We start from the raw sequence: 17526 nt of genomic DNA on the forward strand, positions 1-17526 counted from the left end.
CATGATCTCGACGGTGGGGAAACCCCTACCGTGGGAGCAGGTCAGTTCGACAGGCCGGAGCAGGCGACCCCGTCGATGGTGCACGCCTTGGGAGCGGAACCGGTCAACGATCCATTGACCCGGAACGTCACCCGGACCGAGGCGTTGCCGGGCACCTGGCCGGTGTTCGCTTCCGGCACGAACGTCCACACCGCGCCGTCCCGGCTGGCCTGTGCTCCCTCGACCCCACTGACTGCCAGCGACTCCCGGGGCAGGGTGACGACAAGCGTCCACCGCGGCGCCGGGACCGAGCCGGGATTGTTGATCGTCACGGTCGCGCCGTAGCTGAGCAGGGCGTTGTCCGTTATGGCGAAGTCGGCACCCAGGGCCGCCGGGGTGGGTTCGGCGGTCGCACCGGTCGGCGTGGGCCGGCCCGACGACGCGACGGCCGGTGGGACCGAGGAGGCCGAGGCGGGTGGGGAAGCGGGCACCGCCGGGCTGGTGACCGCCGGTCGCGCCTGCGCGCGGGGCGTACCGGACGGCGACCCGCCCACCTGCTCCACCCGCGGCGGTGGGTCGAGGGCCACCGGTGTCAGCTTCTCCGGCGTCCGCAGCACCCCGACGACGGAGACGGCCGTCGCGATCAGCACCCCGAGCGCCGCGATGACGGCCACCCAGGTGGCCCGCGAGACGTCCTCCTGGCCGGTGAGCACCCGCCGTGTGGTCGTGACGAGGGCCACGACCCGATCCAGCAGGATGATTGCCACGGTACGGCGTGGCTGGGGTGGTGTTGCCGGCACTGCCTGTCTCTCCTTCAGTTCGTCGCCGGGTGGGTGCCCACGATCCGTCCGGGTCGTGGATGGCACCTACCCGGTCACAGAGCGCGGAGCCCGACGAGTATCGCCTCGAGCAGGTCCTCGGTCGGCAGCTCCGACAGCATCGGCGGTTCGTGCGTCTCGATCAGCCCGGCCGCGAGCAGGTCGCCGAGCAGCACCCGGACTGTCCCCAACGGAAGGTCCAATTCGGCACCGACCTCGGCCACCGACACTGGATGGTGACACAGCTCGACGATCCGCGCCTGTTCGGGGAAGAGCGGTGTGGGGGGCGTGACCCCCCGCCGGGCGACGACCAGCGAGATCAGGTCGAACTTGCCGCGTGCGGGCGCGGTGCGCCCCCCGGTCATGGTGTAGGGCCGGGCGACCGGGCCCGCGTCGTCGTCGTACCACGCCTCGTCAGTGGTGCCGCTGGTGTGCACCAGTGTCCCCGATCGTCACCGAGGAGGCCGGGCCCAGAGTGATCGGCAGGTGCCGCTCGGCCTGCCCCACGAAGAGCGCCACCTCGTACGCCATGTCACCGACCTCGACGTCGTCACCGGCGATCCGCACGGTGAGGATGGTCCCGTTCGGGATGGTGGCGATGAACAGGAACGCTCGCGACATCTGCACCACGACCTGGCGCAGCCGACCGGCGTCGCAGGTGCGGGTGGCGGCCAGCCCCAACGCGATCAGGCCGGCGACCACCCCGGAGATCTGCTCGGCCAGCTTTTCCCCCACCCGCCGCGACCCGCCGAGCGGCAGCCCGTCCGGTGAGAGCACCACGGCGAACTCCGCGCCGTGCACCCGGTCGACCAGGCTGTTCAGGGCGTCGGTCAGGCCGTCCTCGGTGACCACTGCAGACGTCATTCAGGTCTCCTTGCTGTTCTCGCTACTGGCAACTCGACCGTGTCGAGGCTGGTCCTGCCGTGTCCCGAGCCGGTCGGCCCGGGGTGGCGGACCCGCGTCGGCAGCGCGCCGTCGCCGCTCGGGTCGGTCAGGTCGGTGCGGGCCGGTGGGTACGGGGTGTCGGGTGGTGCGCTGGCCGGTGTGCGGCCGGTGTCGGTGACCGTGACCAGTTGGGCGGGCAGGAGCACGATCGCGGCCGTCCCACCGCGCCGGCTGGGGCGCAGCGAGACGTGGGCGCCGCAACGGCCGGCCAGTACGGCCGCCGCGTACCAGCCGGCGCGGCCCGCGGGCGGGCCGTCCGCTGGCGGCTGGCCGAGCAGGTGGTTCGCCTCGGCCAGCGCGGCGGCGTCCAGGCCGGGACCGTCGTCGACGACGAGGACGGCGCACCCCTGCGGTCGTTGTTCGCCGCTGACCCGGACTGTGGTGTCCGCCCCGGAGAAGGCCAGGGCGTTCTCGATCAGCTCCGCCAGCAGGTGGATGACGTCCGTGACGGCCGGCCCCGCGAGCGACCAGGGCCAGTGCGGCGCGATCAGGACCCGGTGGTAGTCCGGCACCTCGGCGACCGCGCCGCGTGCCACGTCGAGCAGCGGCACCGGGCGTCGCCAGCGGCGGGCGGGTCTCGCGCCGGCCAGGGTGATCAGTTTCTCCACGTTGCGTCGGATCCGCGTGGTGAGGTGGTCGAGCTGGAACAGCTCGCCGTTCTCCTCGGTGGACCGCTCCCGACGTTGCATCCCGTCCAGCAGGCTGAGTTGTTCGCGCAGCAGGACCTGGTTGCGTCGGGTCAGCCCCAGAAACAGCTCCCGCTCTGCGTCACCCCCCGGCGTCGCCGGTTCCCGCGCCGGGGCCGGTGCGTCCTGCACCGGAGGGTCGGCGTCCGGCCTGGTCAGCTCGTTGGTCAGACGTCGGACGGTGCCCGCCCAGCTCAGCAGGAGCACGAGGACGACGATGAGGCCGAGCCCCACCACGGCCCCGGTACGCGCGATGAGAATGGCGGCACCCGGTGTGGCCCGCTCGACGCTGCTGCGGGCGGTGCTCGTCACCAGCGTCTGCAGCGCGCCGAGGGCGGCGTCCGCCGCTGCCCGCCAGGCCTGGAGGGTGAAACCGGCCAGGGCGTTGGTGCTGCCCGCCTGGAGCAGCAGCCGGTCCTCCAGGGCGAGCAGAGCCGCGAACTCGGGGCCGGTCGCGAGGCGCTGGTGCTCGTCCTGACCGGCGGGCGTAAGCCCGGCAGCGGCATCGGTGCGCGCGTACCGCTGGATGCTGACCAGTGCGGTCAGCCGACGCCGCTCGTCGACGCCGAGCCGTGCCCCGGTCAGGGCCGCGCTGACCAGGGTGTCCTCCCGGGCGAGCAACTCCCGGGCGCGGGCCAGCGCGATCACCGCGCGGGTGTCGGCGGCCAACCCGCTCTCGTACGCGCCCCACTCTGGGCCGTACACCCGGAAGGCGACGTCGATGACCTCGTCGTACCCGGCGGTGGCCGTGGCCTGGTCGAGCCGCCCGGTGTCCACCTGGGACCGGGTCGTGCCGAGGCCGTCGAGCCGTCGGACCAGCTCGCCGGCCCGGTCGCGGACCGTGCCGGCGCTGAGCAGCCGAAGGTCGCGCCCCTTCGTGAACTCGCGGATCTCGGCGGCGGCCCGGTCGGTGCCGTGGCGGGCCCCGACCAGCTCGGGCGTCGTCTGCCCCGCTTCGGCGAGCGTCTCGGCGGTGATCCGGCGTTCCGTCTGCAGGCTCAGTATCAGGCGGTCGATGGGCTGGCCCAGCGTGTCCGCCAGCGCCCGCACGCGCAGCAGGTCGACGGCATCCTGGGTGGACACGTAGGCCGCGTACGACCAGAGCGTGACCAGCACGGCGGCCAGCACGGCCAGCCTGGTCCGGATCAGCCGGACATCGTTACGGGTCATCGGCTCGTCCGCTGCGGCCACGGCTGCCCGGCGCTGTCGCTGGCCCGGTCGGCGACGAGGGTGCGCAGCAACGCCAGCAGCTCGGTACGGTTGGCGCAGTTCAGCCGGTTGCGCATCCGCGCCACGTGGTGTTCGACGGTCTTGGCCGAGATGAAGAGCCGGTCGCCGATCTCCCGGTAGGTCAATCCGGCCAGCACCAGCTCGGCGACCTCGTACTCGCGGTCGCTGAGCCCGTGCTGGGTGGGGCCGGCGACCCGTGCCGTGCTCGCGCCGGTCGTCGGTGTCTGCCCGGCGTGCCCGCCGGAGGGTCGTCCCTGCAACGCTCGGGCGCACTCCAGCAGGGTGGTCATCGCCCGGCGGTCCGCGGTGCGGATGGCGGCCTGCCCGGCGAGGCGGGCGCCGTCCCAGCACAACCCGGTGTCGTGCAGTCCGCGGGCGGCGGCCTCCACCCGGGTCGGGTCGACATCCCCGCGGAGCACCTCCACCCAGCTCTCCGCGGCGGCGGCGACCACGGCCGCGTACCGGCTGTGGCCAGCGGCGGCGAGCAACGCCGCGACGTGTTCGTCGGCGACCGTCGGCTCGCCGGTCAGGATGGCGGCGTGCAGCCCGCTCCAGTGCAACGGCACGCTCCACAGTGGTGGGTTGCCGAGACGGTCGAGCAGCGAACGCCCCTGGTGTAGGTACGGCTCCAGCCGCGCCAGGTCACCCAGCCGCGCGCCCGCGATGGCCAGCTCACCCAGCGGCAGCAGGGTGAACAGGTCGACCGGGTGCCGCACCACGGCCTCCAGCGCCTGCCCCCAACCCCGTTTGAGCGCCCCGAGGTCACTGTTGCGCCGGCCGATGCCCATCCGGATCGCGGCGGCGAAGAGCTGGTCGCGTGACTCCAGTTGCCGCCCGTCGAGCGTCACCGTGGCGAGGCGCTCGCCGGCGGCGTGGATATCGCCACGGACCATCAGGATCCAGGCCTGCAACAGCCGGTGGCGGCGGGCCATCAGCGGGCCGCCGACACCGGCGCCCAGGGCCCGGTGCAGCACCCGTTCGGCGATCTCCAGCTCACCGCAGTGCACCGCCGTCAACGCGGCGAGGGCCGCCGGGCTGTCCGGCAGCAGCGCCGCTCGGCCGTCCGGCTCCAGCAGCGCGGCGGCCTGCACGAGCGCGGAGAGCGCGGCGGTCGGCGGGCCGGTCACGCTCTCCCGTACACCGTTGGCCATCAGTCGGGCGGCGCTGGCGTGCAGGGTGGGCGGTTCGCCCGCCGGGTCACCCGCCGGTGACTCGGTGGTAGCGGCCAGCTCACCGGCGGCGAGGCCGCCGACGATGGCGAACGCCGCCGCCGAGGCGGTGCCGGACCACCGGAACAGCTCGACGCTGCGACCGACGTGACCACGGTGGGCCAGGGCGGTGGCGGCGACCACGGCGGCCTCGGAGCGCTCCGGGGGAGCGGCGGTGGCCAGCAGCCGGTCCGCCAGCCGAAGCGCGTCGTCGAGGTCACCGGCGAGCGCGGCGGCGAGCGCCTGCCGCGCGTTGGGCGGCTGTCCGGCCGCCGTGGCCGCCGCGAACAGTTCGGCGGCGAACGCCGGCTCGTCGGCCAGCGCCTCGTCCGCCGCGGCGGCCAGGGTCGCGGCCGGGCAGTCACCGAGCGCGCCGACCGCGAGCAGGGACCGGACCAGCGGCAGCACCGCGCCACCACGGGCGAGCTGCAACTCGGTGAGCCGGCGCCAGACCGCCGTCCGCTCGGTGGTGGGGCTCAGCGTCGCGACGGCCCGCCGGACGATCGGCGCGAGCCGGCCGTCGGCGCCGAGCAGCCCGGCCGCCCGGGTCGTGGCGATCAACTCGTCCACCCCGGCCGGGTCCCGACCCAGCAGCGCGCCGAGCATGCTCACCGGCAGCGCCCCGCCGGCCGCGACGGCGAGCAGCAGTCGTCGTACCGCGGTGGGCTGGACCTCCAGGTCCGGGCTGAATTCGAGGATGACCGACCGGGGTGGGTCGACCATCGCGCCGGTCCGGGTCTCCGCGCCGGCCAGGCCACGGGCCAGCCGTTCGACATCCCGGGGTACGCCGGCGGTCTGGGTGTGGACGAAGTCGACCAGATCGGCGGGGCGGCCCAGCTCGGGTGTGCCGGCGAGGTACGCGGCGGTCTGCTCCCGGGTGAACGGTGTGAGCAGCACGGCCTGCCCATCGCGTCGCAGGGCGTCGACCAGCTCGCTGCACGCCGCCGACCGCGGCCACGGGCGGTGGGCCACCACCAACCGGTGTCGGCGGCCGGCGACCAGACGCAGCAGCGCCTCGATCCGCGCGTCGTCGAGCAGGTGCGCGTCGTCGACCAGCACCACCGTGTCGGGGTCGACCGGCTCACCCGGCTCCGGAGCGGTCGTGCGTACGGCGACCCCGGCGCGCTGGTGAATGCGCTCCAACTCGGCGAGGAGCGCGGTCTTTCCGTGACCGGCCGGGCCGGCGACGCCGACGGCGAGTGGGCCGGTCGGATCCTGCGCGACCGTGTCCAGCAGCGCCTGCAACCCCTTGTCCAGGGTCAACCCTGGTGCGGCGAGGTCATTCATGATCATTGGGGTCATCCTTCGCGTCCCCGGGTCCGGGCCAGCGCCAGGCGGGACGGCTTCGGCAGTTCCAGTGGGAGGACCCGGACCGGGGGCCGCGGTGGCGGATCACCCGGAACGGTGTGGTGGGGGCGGCGTGGTGCCGGCAGGCCGGCCGGCCCGGCACCGCTGACCGGGGCCGCAACGCGGGCCGGCGCCGGTTGGCGGGGGCGTGGCGACACCACCTGACAGGCGGCCATCGCCGCCCCGGTGGCGGCGGTCAACTGGGCGTCCGGCTCCACCTCGACGGGCACCGGGAGGGCCGCGCTGATCAGCTCGGTGACGAGCGGGACCCGGGTGGAGCCGCCGGCCAGCAGAACGCCGTCGAGCTGCGCCGGAGTCAGGTCGGCACTGCGCACGGCCCGGAGCAGGAGGTCGACGGTGGCCTGCACCGTCGGGCGGATCATCGCCTCGAACTGCGCCCGGGTCACCGGCACCCGGGCCGGGCCGCTCGGCAGGGTCAGCACCACGTCGGCGGTCAGGTCGACGGTCAGCACCCGCTTGACCCGGTCACACTCCGCGCGCAGCCCACGCAGCGCGGCCTGGGCCCCGCGACGTCCGGTCGCGGCCAACTCCCGGGCCAGCACGGTACGGGAATGCTCGGCCAGCGCCTCGTCGAAGTCGGCGCCGCCGATCGAGTCGAGACCCTGCGGGGTGCCGAACGTCTCGTACGTGCCGCGCGCGGTGCGGCGCACCAGAGCCGCCTCGAAGCTGTTGCCCCCCAGGGCGTAGACAACGGCCGTGCTGCCCGCGAACCCGCGAGCGGCGTGGCTCTCGGCGACGGTGACCGTGCGGGGCAGCAACGTCACGTGCCGTAGGCCGAGGGCCGACAGTGCCCGGTGCAGCACCTCCCGTCGGTAGGGGCGCCACCCCGCCGGGTGGCTGAGCACGATCGCCTCGGCCGCCCCGCCCTCCAGGGCGTGGACCCGCTCCACCACCCACGCCGCCAACTCGGCGGTCAGGGTCTGCGGCGCGCACGGCTCGCCGCCGAGGAGCACCGGCACGTCGTCGCCGATCCGGTGGACGAAGTCGCGGGTGGTGCGGCTGCCGTCGTCGGTCGCGGGCTCGCCGACGTGCAGCGAACCATCCTCGGCCAGGCAGAGCACCGACGGCATGAGAGGCGAGCCGGCGCTCAGCGGGACGGCCTCGGGACGTGTCCAGGTCGCGCCGCGTCGTCGTGCGACCGCGGCGGCCGTGTTGCTGCTTCCGATGTCTATCCCCAGGACGTACGGCATCGTCTCTGTCTCTCCCCGTGAGTCGGCCGGTCGGTGGCGATGGCGTCGGCTGCCCGACGACCCACCCCCGGCGAACCCCGCGGGCTCCTACGTTCGTACCAGAGATCCATCCCTGGTCGGGACCCTAATCTCGTCGGGACGGTTTCCCCCTGTCCCCCTAACGTACGAGGTGGCGGAGCCCCTAGTTCAACCGGCCCGGATGCGGGCTCAGCCCCGATGCCCGGGGGTGGGCCCCGGCAATAGCGTCTTCACTGTCGACGTACGACACCCCGCCAATGCCACATCCGAGGAGAACCGGCACATGGACTCGCAGCAGACGCTCCACGACTTCGTGCTCGACCTACTGACGAACCCGGACGCGCGGTCGGCCTTCGACCTCGACCCCGAGGGTGCGTTGCGGGGCGCCGGGCTCACCGACATCACCGCCGCGGACGTGCAGGACGTCGTACCGCTGGTCGTCGACTACGCGCCGGGTGCGGGCCTCGCGCCGTTGACCTCGCCGGTCGAGCAGCTCGGGCTGGACCCGCTGCTCACCGACACCACCGACGTGGTGGGTCAGCTGCAGAGCGTGGCGCAGCAGATCAGCGTTACCAGCTCGCCCAGTGGCCTGGACGTCAAGGCCGGCGTGCTCGGCGCCATCGCGGTCGACCCGTCGACCGCCGCCGCCGGGGTCACCGTTCTGCCGGGCATCGGTCTGGGCATCGGCCCGTCCGGCCTCGACACCGACCTGGCCGGTGTCTCCGACGTGGCGCACACCCTCGACGCCGACGTGGTGCAGCCGGTGGACGCGATCGCGGACCCGGTGCTCGGGGACGTCACCAGCACCGTCGGCGACCCGACCGGTCTGCTCGGCGGCACTGACTCGAATCTGATCGGCGGCGACCTGACCGGTGGTGTTCTCTCCGGCACCCACGGTCAGCTCGGCGGGGTCGTCAGCTCTCTCGGTGTCGACGACACCCTCGGCGGGCTGGGCCTCGGGCACGGCGACGGTCTCGTCGGCGGCGTGGTCCCGCCGCTCGACGTGCCGTCGACGGTGGGCGGCGTGACGCACCAGGTGGACAGCCTCCTCCCCGGTGTCACCGACACGGTCGGTGACGTGACCGGTGGGGTCACCGACGGTGTGCTCGGCGACGACTCGCACGCCTCGTCCGATCACGGGCTGCTGGGTATCACCGGCGGCCTGCTCTGACCTGGATTTCCGGTCGGAGCGGAGGGCCGGATCGTCTCGGGCGATCCGGCCCTTCCCGGTTCCACATCCGGTCCCTCTTGATAATTAAGCCGAAATCCGCACACTTGGTGCGGTGATGGCCGGGATCTGGTTGGACGTGCTGGACGAGATCGCCCGCACATGCACTGCACACGGGCGTGGTGACCTACTCCAGACGGTGCGGCAGAAGCGTGCGCAACTGCTGGACCCGACGCTGCGTGTCCTGGTCATCGGCGAGCCGAACCAGGGCAAGAGTCAGCTGATCAACGCGATCATCAACGCTCCGGCCTGCCCGGTCGGGGACGGCCGTACGACCGTCCTGCCGACCGTGGTGCAGCACGCCGAGGCCCCCACCGCGGCGGTGGCGCAGTCGCCGCCACCAGCCCCGGGGCACCCCACCGGCACCGCCGCCGCGGTGACCGTCGAGCGGACCCCGGTGGCCCTCAACCAGGTCGCGGCAGGGGTGGCCGGCCTGGTCGGGCGTCGGCCGGGCGGTGGCCCGGCGTACGTCGAGATCGGACTGCCCCGCGCCCTGCTGGGTGCCGGGTTGGTGCTGGTGGACACTCCCGGCACCGACGAGGTCGCCGGTATCGGCGCCGCCGCCTCGGTCGCCGCGCCCGCCCGCGCGGACACCGTGCTGTTGGTCACCGACTCCACCCGGGAGCTGTCGGTCGCCGAGTTGAACATGCTGCTGCACATCATGCGTTCGCACCCGAACGTGATCGTGGTGCAGAGCAAGACCGATCTGGTTGCGGACTGGCGTACGGTCGCCGAGCGCAACCGGCAGCACCTCGCCGAGGCGGGCGTCCCGGCGACGCTGATCCCGGTCTCGGCCGCGCTGCGACTGCGCGCCGCCGCGGCCGACGACCGTGGCCTCAACGCCGAGTCCGGTTTTCCCGCGCTGATCGCCCGCCTGCAACGCGACCTGGCCGGCAAGGGCGACCACCTGGCCCGAGCGGCGGTGCAGACGGTGGCCCGGACGGTGGTGGAGCAGTTGGCCGCGCCGCTGCGCGCCGAGTTGGCGACCCAGCAGGCCGAGGAGCAGTCCGGGCCGATCTCCCGGTTGCACGCGGCGCAGCGCGAGGTCGACGAGTTGCGCCGGTGCTCCACCCGGTGGCAGAACACGCTGACCGACGAGATCACCGACCTGCTCGCCGACCTCGAGTACGACCTGCGCGACCGGACCCGACAGATCCTGCGCGCGGTGGACGAGGCGTTCGACACCGCCGATCCGTTGGTCGCCTGGGATACCTTCCAGGACTGGCTGGAGAGGAGCCTGGTGGAGGCGGCGGAGGCGAACCACGAGTGGTTGATCCAGCGCTGTGACTGGATCGCCCGGAGGGTGGCCGCCAACTTCGACCGGTACGGCTACGACGTGTTGCCGCCGTGGTCGATGACGATGCCGGACGACATCGGCGAGCGACTGCCCGAGCTGCAACGGCCGACGATCGACCGGTTCACCACCGGCCAGAAGCTGTTCACCGGCATGAAGGGCTCGTACGGCGGCATGCTGATGTTCGGTCTGGCGACCACCCTGGCCGGCATGCCGATGATCAATCCGGTCTCGGTCGGCATCGGGGCGCTGTTCGGCGGCAAGAGCATCCGCGACGAGAGCAAGCAGTTGCTCCGTCGCCGGCAGGCGACCGTCAAGACGGCCATCCAGCGGCATGTCGACGACTTCTTCGTCCGGATCATCCGTGACTGCCGTGATGCCGCCCGGCAGGTGCAGCGGATGCTGCGCGACCACTTCACGGGGTTGACCGAGGAGCTCCAGGAGGCCATCGTGCAGTCGTTCCGCAGCGCGAAGCAGGAGGCCGACACCGATGCCTCCCTGCGCGAGCAGCGGCAGCGCGAGATCCGGTTGAAGATGACCCGGTTGGCCGCGGTGTACGAGCAGGCTCAGCAGTTGACCGGTGCCCGGTCCGCCCCGTTGCTGCTGGAGCCGCAGGCATGACGGTGGGGGTGCGCCTGGACGAGGCGGCGTGGGGGTTGCTGCACCAGGCCATCGAGCTGTACCAGGACAATCCCCGGGCCGTCGCAGAGCTTCGGCATCAGGTGGCCCGGTTGGAGCAGCCGCTGCGGATAGCCATCGTCGGCCCGTGGCGATCGGGCAAGTCGACGGTGCTCAACGCGTTGATGGGGGAGGAGGTCGCGCCGGTCGAGCGGGCGGACGGGGCCTTCACCTGGTACGAGGACGGGGCCGCGCCGCGCGCCACGGCCTACCCGGTCGGGCAGCCACCGCAGGAGTTGGCAGTGGTGAAGTCGGCGACCGGGCTGCGGGTGGATCTGGGCTGGGGTGCGGGGGACGTGCGGGACATCGTGGTGCGGTGGCCGACGCGGGCGCTGCGGCAGATCACGCTGATCGACACCCCGGCGGTCACCGGAGGAGCCGAGCAGGGTCGGGTGCCGGTGTTGGAGCGGGTGCTGCGGGATTCGGACGCGGTGTTGTACCTGACCCGCGACGGTCGCGACAGCGATCTGCGGGTGCTGGAGTCGGCACGGGACAGTGCCGTCGGGCAGTCCGCCGCGGTCAACGTGATCATGGTGCTGTCCCGCGCCGACGAGACCGGCGGAGGTCGGATCGACGGTCTGCTCACGGCGCGCCAGCTCGCGCGCCGGCACTACCGCGACCCGAGGGTGAACGCGCTCAGCGTCAACGTCGTGGCGTGCAGTGGAATGATCGGCCTGGCGGGCCGGATGCTCGGCGAGTCGGACTTCGCCGCGCTCGCGACCCTGGCCCAGGTGCCCCGGGCGGAGCTGGACGTCCACCTCATCTCCGCCGACCGGTTCCTCCACGGTGAGCTGCCGGTGCGGCTGGATACCGAGGTGCGCGCCGCGCTGCTGGGCCGGTTCGGTGTCTTCGGTGTCCGGCTGGCGGCCACGCTGGTGCGCAGCGGGTTCGACAGCCGGGTGAAGCTCTCCGCCGAGTTGATTCGGCGCAGCGGTCTCACCGAGCTGCGCGAGTCGGTGACGCGCTGTTTCATCGATCGCCGCGACGCGCTGAAGGCCCGGTCGGCGCTGGCCGCGGTGGAGGCGCTGCTGCGGGCCGAGCCCACCCGGGGATCGGCCGAGCTGGTCGGCGCGGTGGAGCAGATCCTCGCCGGTGCGCACGAGTTCCGGGAGCTGCGCTTGTTGGTGGCGCTGCGCAACACCCGGCTGGGGTTCGACGCGGAGCTGGCCGCCGAGGCGCAGCGGCTGGTCGGCGGCGACGGGGTGGGCCTCGCGGCTCGGCTCGGTGTCGAGCACGAGGCCGACGTGCGGCAGCTCTGGGAGGTGGCCTCCGACGCGCAGTGGCGGTGGCGGGACCGGGCGGAGGATCCACTGCTGCCGCTGGCGCAGCGGCGCGGCGCGCAGGTCGTCGTCCGCAGTTGCGAGGGGATGATCGCCGAGCTGGTCGCGGGCGGACGCTGAGCGTCGTTGATCGCCGCTTCCGCGGCGGCGGCCGATGGTCGTCCCCGGGGTAACGGCCTTTGACACGCCTGAGGGGCGGCCGTGGTGGCCGTCCCTCGCACGCGTCGCGCCGGGCTCAGCGCGGTTCGTACGTCTGACAGTCCGCGATGTCCTGGCCCGGGCCCACCCTGATGGACGGCGCGTGGCACTCCAGTTCGGCGTTGTGCTGGCAGTCGGCCCGCTTGCAGGCACCGACCTGGGCGATGACGCGGTCCAGCCCGCCCTTCGCCGAGGTGTCGATGAAGGTGGCGCAGTTGGCGTTCTGCTGCCCGATGGTGATGGCGAACGCGTGGCAGCCGTCGTGGTTGTAGCCGCAGTCGGTGACCGTGCACTCGTGCACCCGCGGCATCTCCAGCATGTCGGTCATGGCGATCTCGCTTCCCGTCGGTGGTCACCCCCATACCCGGCCTCGACGGGACAACTCCCCACCAGCTATCTCTTTTGGGGAAGATTTGCATAGGCCAGCCTCGCCTAACCGCCCTTCCGCGGGTGGATCGCGGCCCCGAAAACCGTTATTCGATCTCACTCCGTACGGTCGCGCCTGACCTGCGGAGATAACGCTCTCACCGATGGTGGGAGAGTGCTTGACGCGCCCGTGATCGGAACGCAACGATGCATTCACATATCTCGTCCCACCACCGCCAGGCGTGATCGGCGCACGCCGTCCCTCGCACCGCGAAAGGACCCCACTGTGCGCAGATCCCTGAGATTGTGGCTCGGCCTCGCGCTGAGTGCGATCCTCGTGGCGGGCGGCATCGTCGCCGCGCCACCCACGGCCAGCGCCGCACCGTTCACCGTCCTGGTCTTCAGCAAGACCGCCGGGTTCCGGCACGGCTCCATCACCCCGGGCATCGCCGCGATCCAGCAGCTCGGTGCGGCAAACGGCTTCACCGTCGAGGCCACCGAGGACGCCGCCCAGTTCACCGACGCCAACCTGGACCGGTTCGCCGCGGTGATCTGGCTCTCCACCACCGGTGACGTGCTCAACGCCGCCCAGCAGGCCGCGTTCGAGCGCTACATCACCGGCGGCGGTGGGTACGTGGGCGTGCACTCCGCCTCCGACACCGAGTACGACTGGCCCTGGTACGGGGGACTGGTCGGGGCGTACTTCGCCTCGCACCCGGCCGAGCAGAACGTCACAGTGAAGGTCGCCGACCAGGTGCACCCGTCGACCGCGACCCTGCCGCAGCGGTGGAACCGGTTCGACGAGTTGTACAACTACCGCACCAACCCCCGGGGCAACGCGCACGTGCTGGCCACCCTGGACGAGAGCACCTACACGGGCGGGAGCATGGGCGCCGACCACCCGATCTCCTGGTGCCAGAACTACTCCGGCGGTCGAGCCTGGTACACGGGTCTGGGGCACACCGACGCGTCGTACACCGAGGCGAGCTTCCGGCAGCACCTGCTCGGCGGCATCCAGACGGCCGCCGGCGCGGTCGACGCCGACTGTGGTCCCACCGTCACCAGCAGCTTCCAGCAGGTGGAGCTGGCCAAGGGCGCGGCCGAGACCGGCGAGCCGATGAGCCTCACCGTCCTACCGGACCGGGGCGTGCTGCACACCTCCCGCAACGGCGTGATCCGGCACACCGACGCCGCCGGCAACACCAAGATCGCCGCCACCCTGCCGGTCTACACCGGCGACGAGGAGGGTTTGCAGGGCATCAAGGCCGACCCGAACTTCGCCGCCAACCGCTGGGTGTACGCCTACTTCGCCCCACCACTGAGCACCCCCGGCGGTGGTGCGCCGGCCACCGGCACCCCGGCCGACTTCGCCGTCTGGGACGGCGTCAACCGACTGGCCCGGTTCACCGTGAACGCGGACAACACCATCAACCTGGCCAGCGAGACGCTGATCCTCAACGTGCCGACCAGCCGGGGCATGTGCTGCCACGTCGGTGGTGACATGGACTTCGACGCGGCCGGCAACCTCTACCTGTCCACCGGTGACGACACCAACCCGTTCGACTCGGCCGGCTTCACCCCGATCGACGAGCGGGCCGGGCGCAACCCGGCGTTCGACGCGCAGCGCACCTCGGCGAACAGCAACGACCTGCGCGGCAAGGTCCTCCGGATCAAGCCGAGCGCGGCCGGCGGCTACACCATCCCGGCCGGCAACATGTTCGGCCCGGGCACCGCGCGGACCCGCCCGGAGGTCTACGCGATGGGCTTCCGCAACCCGTTCCGGATGAGCGTGGACAAGGCCACCGGCATCGTCTACCTCGGTGACTACGGCCCCGACGCGGGCACCGCCGACCCGAACCGGGGGCCGGCGGGCAACGTCGAGTTCGCCCGGATCGACCGGCCGGGCTTCTACGGCTGGCCGTACTGCACCGCCCGCAACGACGCCTACAACGACTACACCTTCCCGTCCGGACCGTCCGGGGCGAAGTTCAACTGCGCCGGTGGGCCGGTCAACAACTCGCCCAACAACACCGGCATCACCCAGCTGCCGCCGGCCGTCCCGGCCTGGTTGCCGTACGGCGGCTCCGGCTCGCCGCCGGAGTTCACCGGCGGTGGCCTGTCGCCGATGGGCGGGCCGGTCTACCGCTACGACCCGAACAACACCTCGCCCGTGGCGTTCCCCGAGTACTACGACGGCACCTTCTTCGCCGGTGAGTTCGGTCGCCGCTGGATCAAGAACATCAAGCTCGACGCGTCCGGCCAACCGTTGAAGATCAACCCGTTCCCGTGGACCGGCACCCAGGTCATGGACATGGAGTTCGGCCCGGACGGCGCGCTCTACGTGCTCGACTACGGCACCGGTTGGTTCAACGGCGACGCCAACTCGGCGCTCTACCGCATCGAGTACGCCCGCGAGGGCCGAGCACCCGTCGCCAAGGTGTCCGCCACCCCGACCAGTGGCACCGCGCCGCTGACCGTGGCCTTCTCCTCGGCCGGCACCCTCGACCCGGACGGCGACCCGTTCACCTACGCCTGGGACTTCGACAACAACGGCACCACCGACTCGACCGCGGCGAACCCGAGCTTCACGTACACCACCAACGGGACCCGCAGCCCGACGCTGACGGTTCGGGACACCACAGGCAAGACGGCCACCGCGAGCGTGGTCGTCACGGTCGGCAACAGTGCCCCGGTGGTCACCGTGAACACCCCGTTGAACGGGCAGACCTTCAATTTCGGGGACGCGGTGCCGTTCTCCGTCACCGTCACCGACGCCCAGGACGGTGCGATCAACTGCGCCCGGGTCAAGGTGAACTACGTCCTCGGTCACGACTCGCATGGGCACCAGCTCGGCAGCGTGCAGGGCTGTACCGGGGTCATCCAGACCTCGGCCGACGGCGAGCACGACACGGCGGCGAACATCTTCGGCATCATCGACGCCGAGTACACCGACCTGGGTGGGGGCGGCCAGCCGCCGCTGACCACGCACACCCAGGCCGTCCTGCAACCCCGGGTACGCCAGGCCGAGCACTTCGGTGACTCGTCCGGCGTCCAGGTCGTCGCCGGGGCGGCGGGGCACGGCGGCGCGGCGGTCGGCTACGTCGACAACAACGACTGGATCTCGTTCCGCCCCTACAACCTGACCGGCGTCCAGTCGTTCAGCGCCCGGGTCGGCGCACCGGCCGGTGGTGGCGGCACCTTGGAGTTGCGGGTCGACTCGCCCACCGGGCCGCTTGTCGGTTCGGCCACCGTCGTGGCCACCGGCGGGTACGCGAACTTCGCCACGGTCACCGGTGGGGTCACCGCCCCGACCGGCACCCGGACGCTGTTCCTGGTGTTCAAGGGCACCGGCCCTTACTTCGACATCGACGAGTTCACCCTCTCCACCAGCCCCGGCGGTCCCGGTCCTGACCCGGACCCGGACCCGGACCCGGACCCCGAGCCGGGCGCCAACCTGGCCCGGGGCAAGCCGGCGCGCGCGTCCAGCTTCGAGGGCGCGTTCGGCGCGGCCAACGCGTTCGACGGCGTGGCCGGCACCCGGTGGGGCAGCGCCTTCGGAGACCCACAGTGGATCGACGTGGACCTCGGCGCCTCGTACGCCATCAACCGGGTCAAGCTGACCTGGGAGGCGGCGTACGGCAGCGGATACCAGATCCAGACCTCACCGGACGGGGTCAACTTCACCACCATCCGTACGGTGAGCGGTGGTGACGGCGGGGTGGACGACCTGACCGGGCTCAGCGGGTCCGGCCGGTACGTCCGGCTGCTCGGCACCGCCCGGGGAACCGCCTGGGGCTACTCGCTGTTCGAGTTCGAGGTGTACGGCGGCACCGGAAGCCCGACCGGCGGCAACCTGCTGCTGAACAAACCCACGTCGACGTCGAGCAACGAGGGGGCCGACGTCTCCGGCGCCCAGGCGGTCGACGGCAGCCTCACCACCCGCTGGTCGAGCACGTTCTCCGACCCGCAGTGGATTCGGGTGGACCTCGGCAGCGCCACCGCGATCGGCCGGGTCAAGCTGAGCTGGGAGGCGGCGTACAGCAGCGCGTACCAGATCCAGACCTCGAATGACGGCACCACCTGGACCACCGTGAAGACGGTGACCGGGGCGGACGGCGGCGTGGACGAGCACACCGCGCTCGGCGCCAACGGCCGCTACCTGCGGATCTACGGCACGGCCCGGGGCACCGGATATGGCCATTCGCTCTGGGAGTTGGAGGCGTACGCGAGCTGAACCACCACCTGAGTCCGCCCCCACCGTCGATTCGGCGGTGGGGGCGGACTCGCCTCGATCACGTGATGCTCAGCAGCGCCGGTGGTCCCCTGACACCTACTCCTCATCAAGTGATCACGGGACGCCTGCGCGTGCTCCGCCCTGGCGGGCCGCTGGTGCTGACCAGCGAGTTGCTAGGCGTCGCCGTCATGCTCCTGCCGGTGGCAGCCCTCTCCCTGGTGATCGACAGCGCCCTCGCCGGTTGGGCCACCTCGACCATGCACATGGGACACGTCGTCCCCCTGGTGCCGGCGCACTGGGCGATGCTGGTGCTCGTCGCGCCGGTGACCTTCCTGGCTGGCGCGCTGCTCGTGCGACGTCGGGAAGAGACGCTGCGCATGGTCGCCCTCGTCCGCGACGCGGACCGTGAGCAGCCGATGGGCCGGTGACGCGGCCGGCTGCTGCCCCGGCCGTGCGGCTAACCATGACCGTCGCGGAACACCGCTCGGCTGAGATAGTGCCGGGACTGCTGATCGAAGCGTCCGAGTAGCTCACGGGCAGCAGGTGGGACAACGGAGGTTGACGGATCGCCGCCGGTGAATGCCGATACCGCGGCGAGGTCCGTGAAGGTCATGGCGGTGAGAAACTCGGTGCCCTCGGCGGGATCCAGCTCCTGGGGGGAGCGACGCAGCACCCGAAGCTCGCGTAGCCCGGCCACGCCCCGGGCGAGGATCGCGGGGGCGATGTCCTGCGTCAACAACCGCTCGTAGGCGTCAGCGAGAGCGGGCTCGGTCCACCCGCTCCACAGTCGAAGAATCATGACAGCA

General features: G+C 72.2%; 13 protein-coding genes. 5 read left to right on the forward strand and 8 right to left on the reverse strand.

The genetic code is table 11. The features are described 5' to 3' along the window. Positions 1–41 precede the first annotated feature (41 nt). From ACFYL6_RS00315 to ACFYL6_RS00340, 6 genes are all read right to left on the reverse strand, one after another. Positions 42–719 carry a cellulose binding domain-containing protein gene (locus tag ACFYL6_RS00315; RefSeq protein ID WP_387165588.1) on the reverse strand — a complete coding sequence of 226 codons (678 nt, stop codon included), beginning with the start codon at positions 717–719 and terminating at the stop codon, positions 42–44. A gap of 134 nt (positions 720–853) precedes the next feature. Then, on the reverse strand, positions 854–1234 hold the full coding sequence (locus ACFYL6_RS00320; protein WP_387165590.1) for a DUF742 domain-containing protein: 381 nt from the start codon (positions 1232–1234) through the stop codon (positions 854–856). After that, positions 1212–1661 carry a roadblock/LC7 domain-containing protein gene (locus ACFYL6_RS00325; RefSeq protein ID WP_238659150.1) on the reverse strand — a complete coding sequence of 150 codons (450 nt, stop codon included), beginning with the start codon at positions 1659–1661 and terminating at the stop codon, positions 1212–1214. The genes ACFYL6_RS00320 and ACFYL6_RS00325 overlap by 23 nt, the downstream gene beginning before the upstream one ends. After that, positions 1658–3598, reverse strand: a complete 1941-nt coding sequence (locus ACFYL6_RS00330) for a nitrate- and nitrite sensing domain-containing protein (protein ID WP_387165592.1) — start codon at positions 3596–3598, stop codon at positions 1658–1660. Before ACFYL6_RS00330 ends, ACFYL6_RS00325 begins: the two co-directional genes overlap by 4 nt. Then, positions 3595–6159: a LuxR C-terminal-related transcriptional regulator gene (locus tag ACFYL6_RS00335; RefSeq protein WP_387165594.1), complete on the reverse strand. Its 2565-nt coding sequence runs from the start codon at positions 6157–6159 to the stop codon at positions 3595–3597. Before ACFYL6_RS00335 ends, ACFYL6_RS00330 begins: the two co-directional genes overlap by 4 nt. Before the next feature lie 5 nt (positions 6160–6164). After that, the gene (locus tag ACFYL6_RS00340) at positions 6165–7424 is read right to left on the reverse strand and encodes an Hsp70 family protein (protein WP_387165596.1); all 1260 of its coding nucleotides are present in this window, start codon (positions 7422–7424) and stop codon (positions 6165–6167) included. A gap of 301 nt (positions 7425–7725) precedes the next feature. Here ACFYL6_RS00340 and ACFYL6_RS00345 point away from each other — a divergent pair, with 301 nt between their 5' ends. The 3 genes from ACFYL6_RS00345 to ACFYL6_RS00355 all read left to right on the forward strand — a co-directional run bounded on the left by ACFYL6_RS00345 (position 7726) and on the right by ACFYL6_RS00355 (position 12042). Then, the gene (locus tag ACFYL6_RS00345; RefSeq protein WP_387165598.1) at positions 7726–8613 is read left to right on the forward strand and encodes an IniB N-terminal domain-containing protein; all 888 of its coding nucleotides are present in this window, start codon (positions 7726–7728) and stop codon (positions 8611–8613) included. Between the two features lie 115 nt (positions 8614–8728). Further along, complete coding sequence (locus ACFYL6_RS00350) at positions 8729–10585, forward strand: dynamin family protein (RefSeq protein ID WP_387166804.1); 1857 nt, start codon at positions 8729–8731, stop codon at positions 10583–10585. Beyond that, positions 10582–12042: a hypothetical protein gene (locus tag ACFYL6_RS00355; RefSeq protein WP_387165600.1), complete on the forward strand. Its 1461-nt coding sequence runs from the start codon at positions 10582–10584 to the stop codon at positions 12040–12042. Before ACFYL6_RS00350 ends, ACFYL6_RS00355 begins: the two co-directional genes overlap by 4 nt. Before the next feature lie 115 nt (positions 12043–12157). Here ACFYL6_RS00355 and ACFYL6_RS00360 read toward each other — a convergent pair whose 3' ends face one another. Next, positions 12158–12448 (reverse strand): DUF1540 domain-containing protein, encoded by a 291-nt coding sequence (locus ACFYL6_RS00360; protein ID WP_387165602.1) that lies wholly within the window; start codon positions 12446–12448, stop codon positions 12158–12160. A gap of 324 nt (positions 12449–12772) precedes the next feature. Here ACFYL6_RS00360 and ACFYL6_RS00365 point away from each other — a divergent pair, with 324 nt between their 5' ends. After that, the gene (locus ACFYL6_RS00365; protein ID WP_387165604.1) at positions 12773–16720 is read left to right on the forward strand and encodes a ThuA domain-containing protein; all 3948 of its coding nucleotides are present in this window, start codon (positions 12773–12775) and stop codon (positions 16718–16720) included. A 110-nt stretch (positions 16721–16830) separates the two neighbouring features. After that, complete coding sequence (locus ACFYL6_RS00370; RefSeq protein WP_387165606.1) at positions 16831–17148, forward strand: hypothetical protein; 318 nt, start codon at positions 16831–16833, stop codon at positions 17146–17148. A gap of 29 nt (positions 17149–17177) precedes the next feature. Here ACFYL6_RS00370 and ACFYL6_RS00375 read toward each other — a convergent pair whose 3' ends face one another. Beyond that, on the reverse strand, positions 17178–17519 hold the full coding sequence (locus ACFYL6_RS00375; protein ID WP_387165608.1) for a hypothetical protein: 342 nt from the start codon (positions 17517–17519) through the stop codon (positions 17178–17180). Positions 17520–17526 lie beyond the last annotated feature (7 nt).

This window comes from Micromonospora sp. NPDC007208, assembly GCF_042869175.1.
GTDB lineage: Bacteria > Actinomycetota > Actinomycetes > Mycobacteriales > Micromonosporaceae > Micromonospora > Micromonospora foliorum.

Bases quoted from the DNA above. Each gene is read 5' to 3' on its own strand.
- ACFYL6_RS00375 (WP_387165608.1), bottom strand. From the start codon at position 17,519: ATGATTCTTCGACTGTGGAGCGGGTGGACCGAGCCCGCTCTCGCTGAC.
- ACFYL6_RS00335 (WP_387165594.1), bottom strand. From the start codon at position 6,159: ATGATCATGAATGACCTCGCCGCACCAGGGTTGACCCTGGACAAGGGG.
- ACFYL6_RS00325 (WP_238659150.1), bottom strand. From the start codon at position 1,661: ATGACGTCTGCAGTGGTCACCGAGGACGGCCTGACCGACGCCCTGAAC.
- ACFYL6_RS00330 (WP_387165592.1), bottom strand. From the start codon at position 3,598: ATGACCCGTAACGATGTCCGGCTGATCCGGACCAGGCTGGCCGTGCTG.
- ACFYL6_RS00350 (WP_387166804.1), top strand. From the start codon at position 8,729: ATGGCCGGGATCTGGTTGGACGTGCTGGACGAGATCGCCCGCACATGC.
- ACFYL6_RS00360 (WP_387165602.1), bottom strand. From the start codon at position 12,448: ATGACCGACATGCTGGAGATGCCGCGGGTGCACGAGTGCACGGTCACC.
- ACFYL6_RS00345 (WP_387165598.1), top strand. From the start codon at position 7,726: ATGGACTCGCAGCAGACGCTCCACGACTTCGTGCTCGACCTACTGACG.
- ACFYL6_RS00340 (WP_387165596.1), bottom strand. From the start codon at position 7,424: ATGCCGTACGTCCTGGGGATAGACATCGGAAGCAGCAACACGGCCGCC.
- ACFYL6_RS00355 (WP_387165600.1), top strand. From the start codon at position 10,582: ATGACGGTGGGGGTGCGCCTGGACGAGGCGGCGTGGGGGTTGCTGCAC.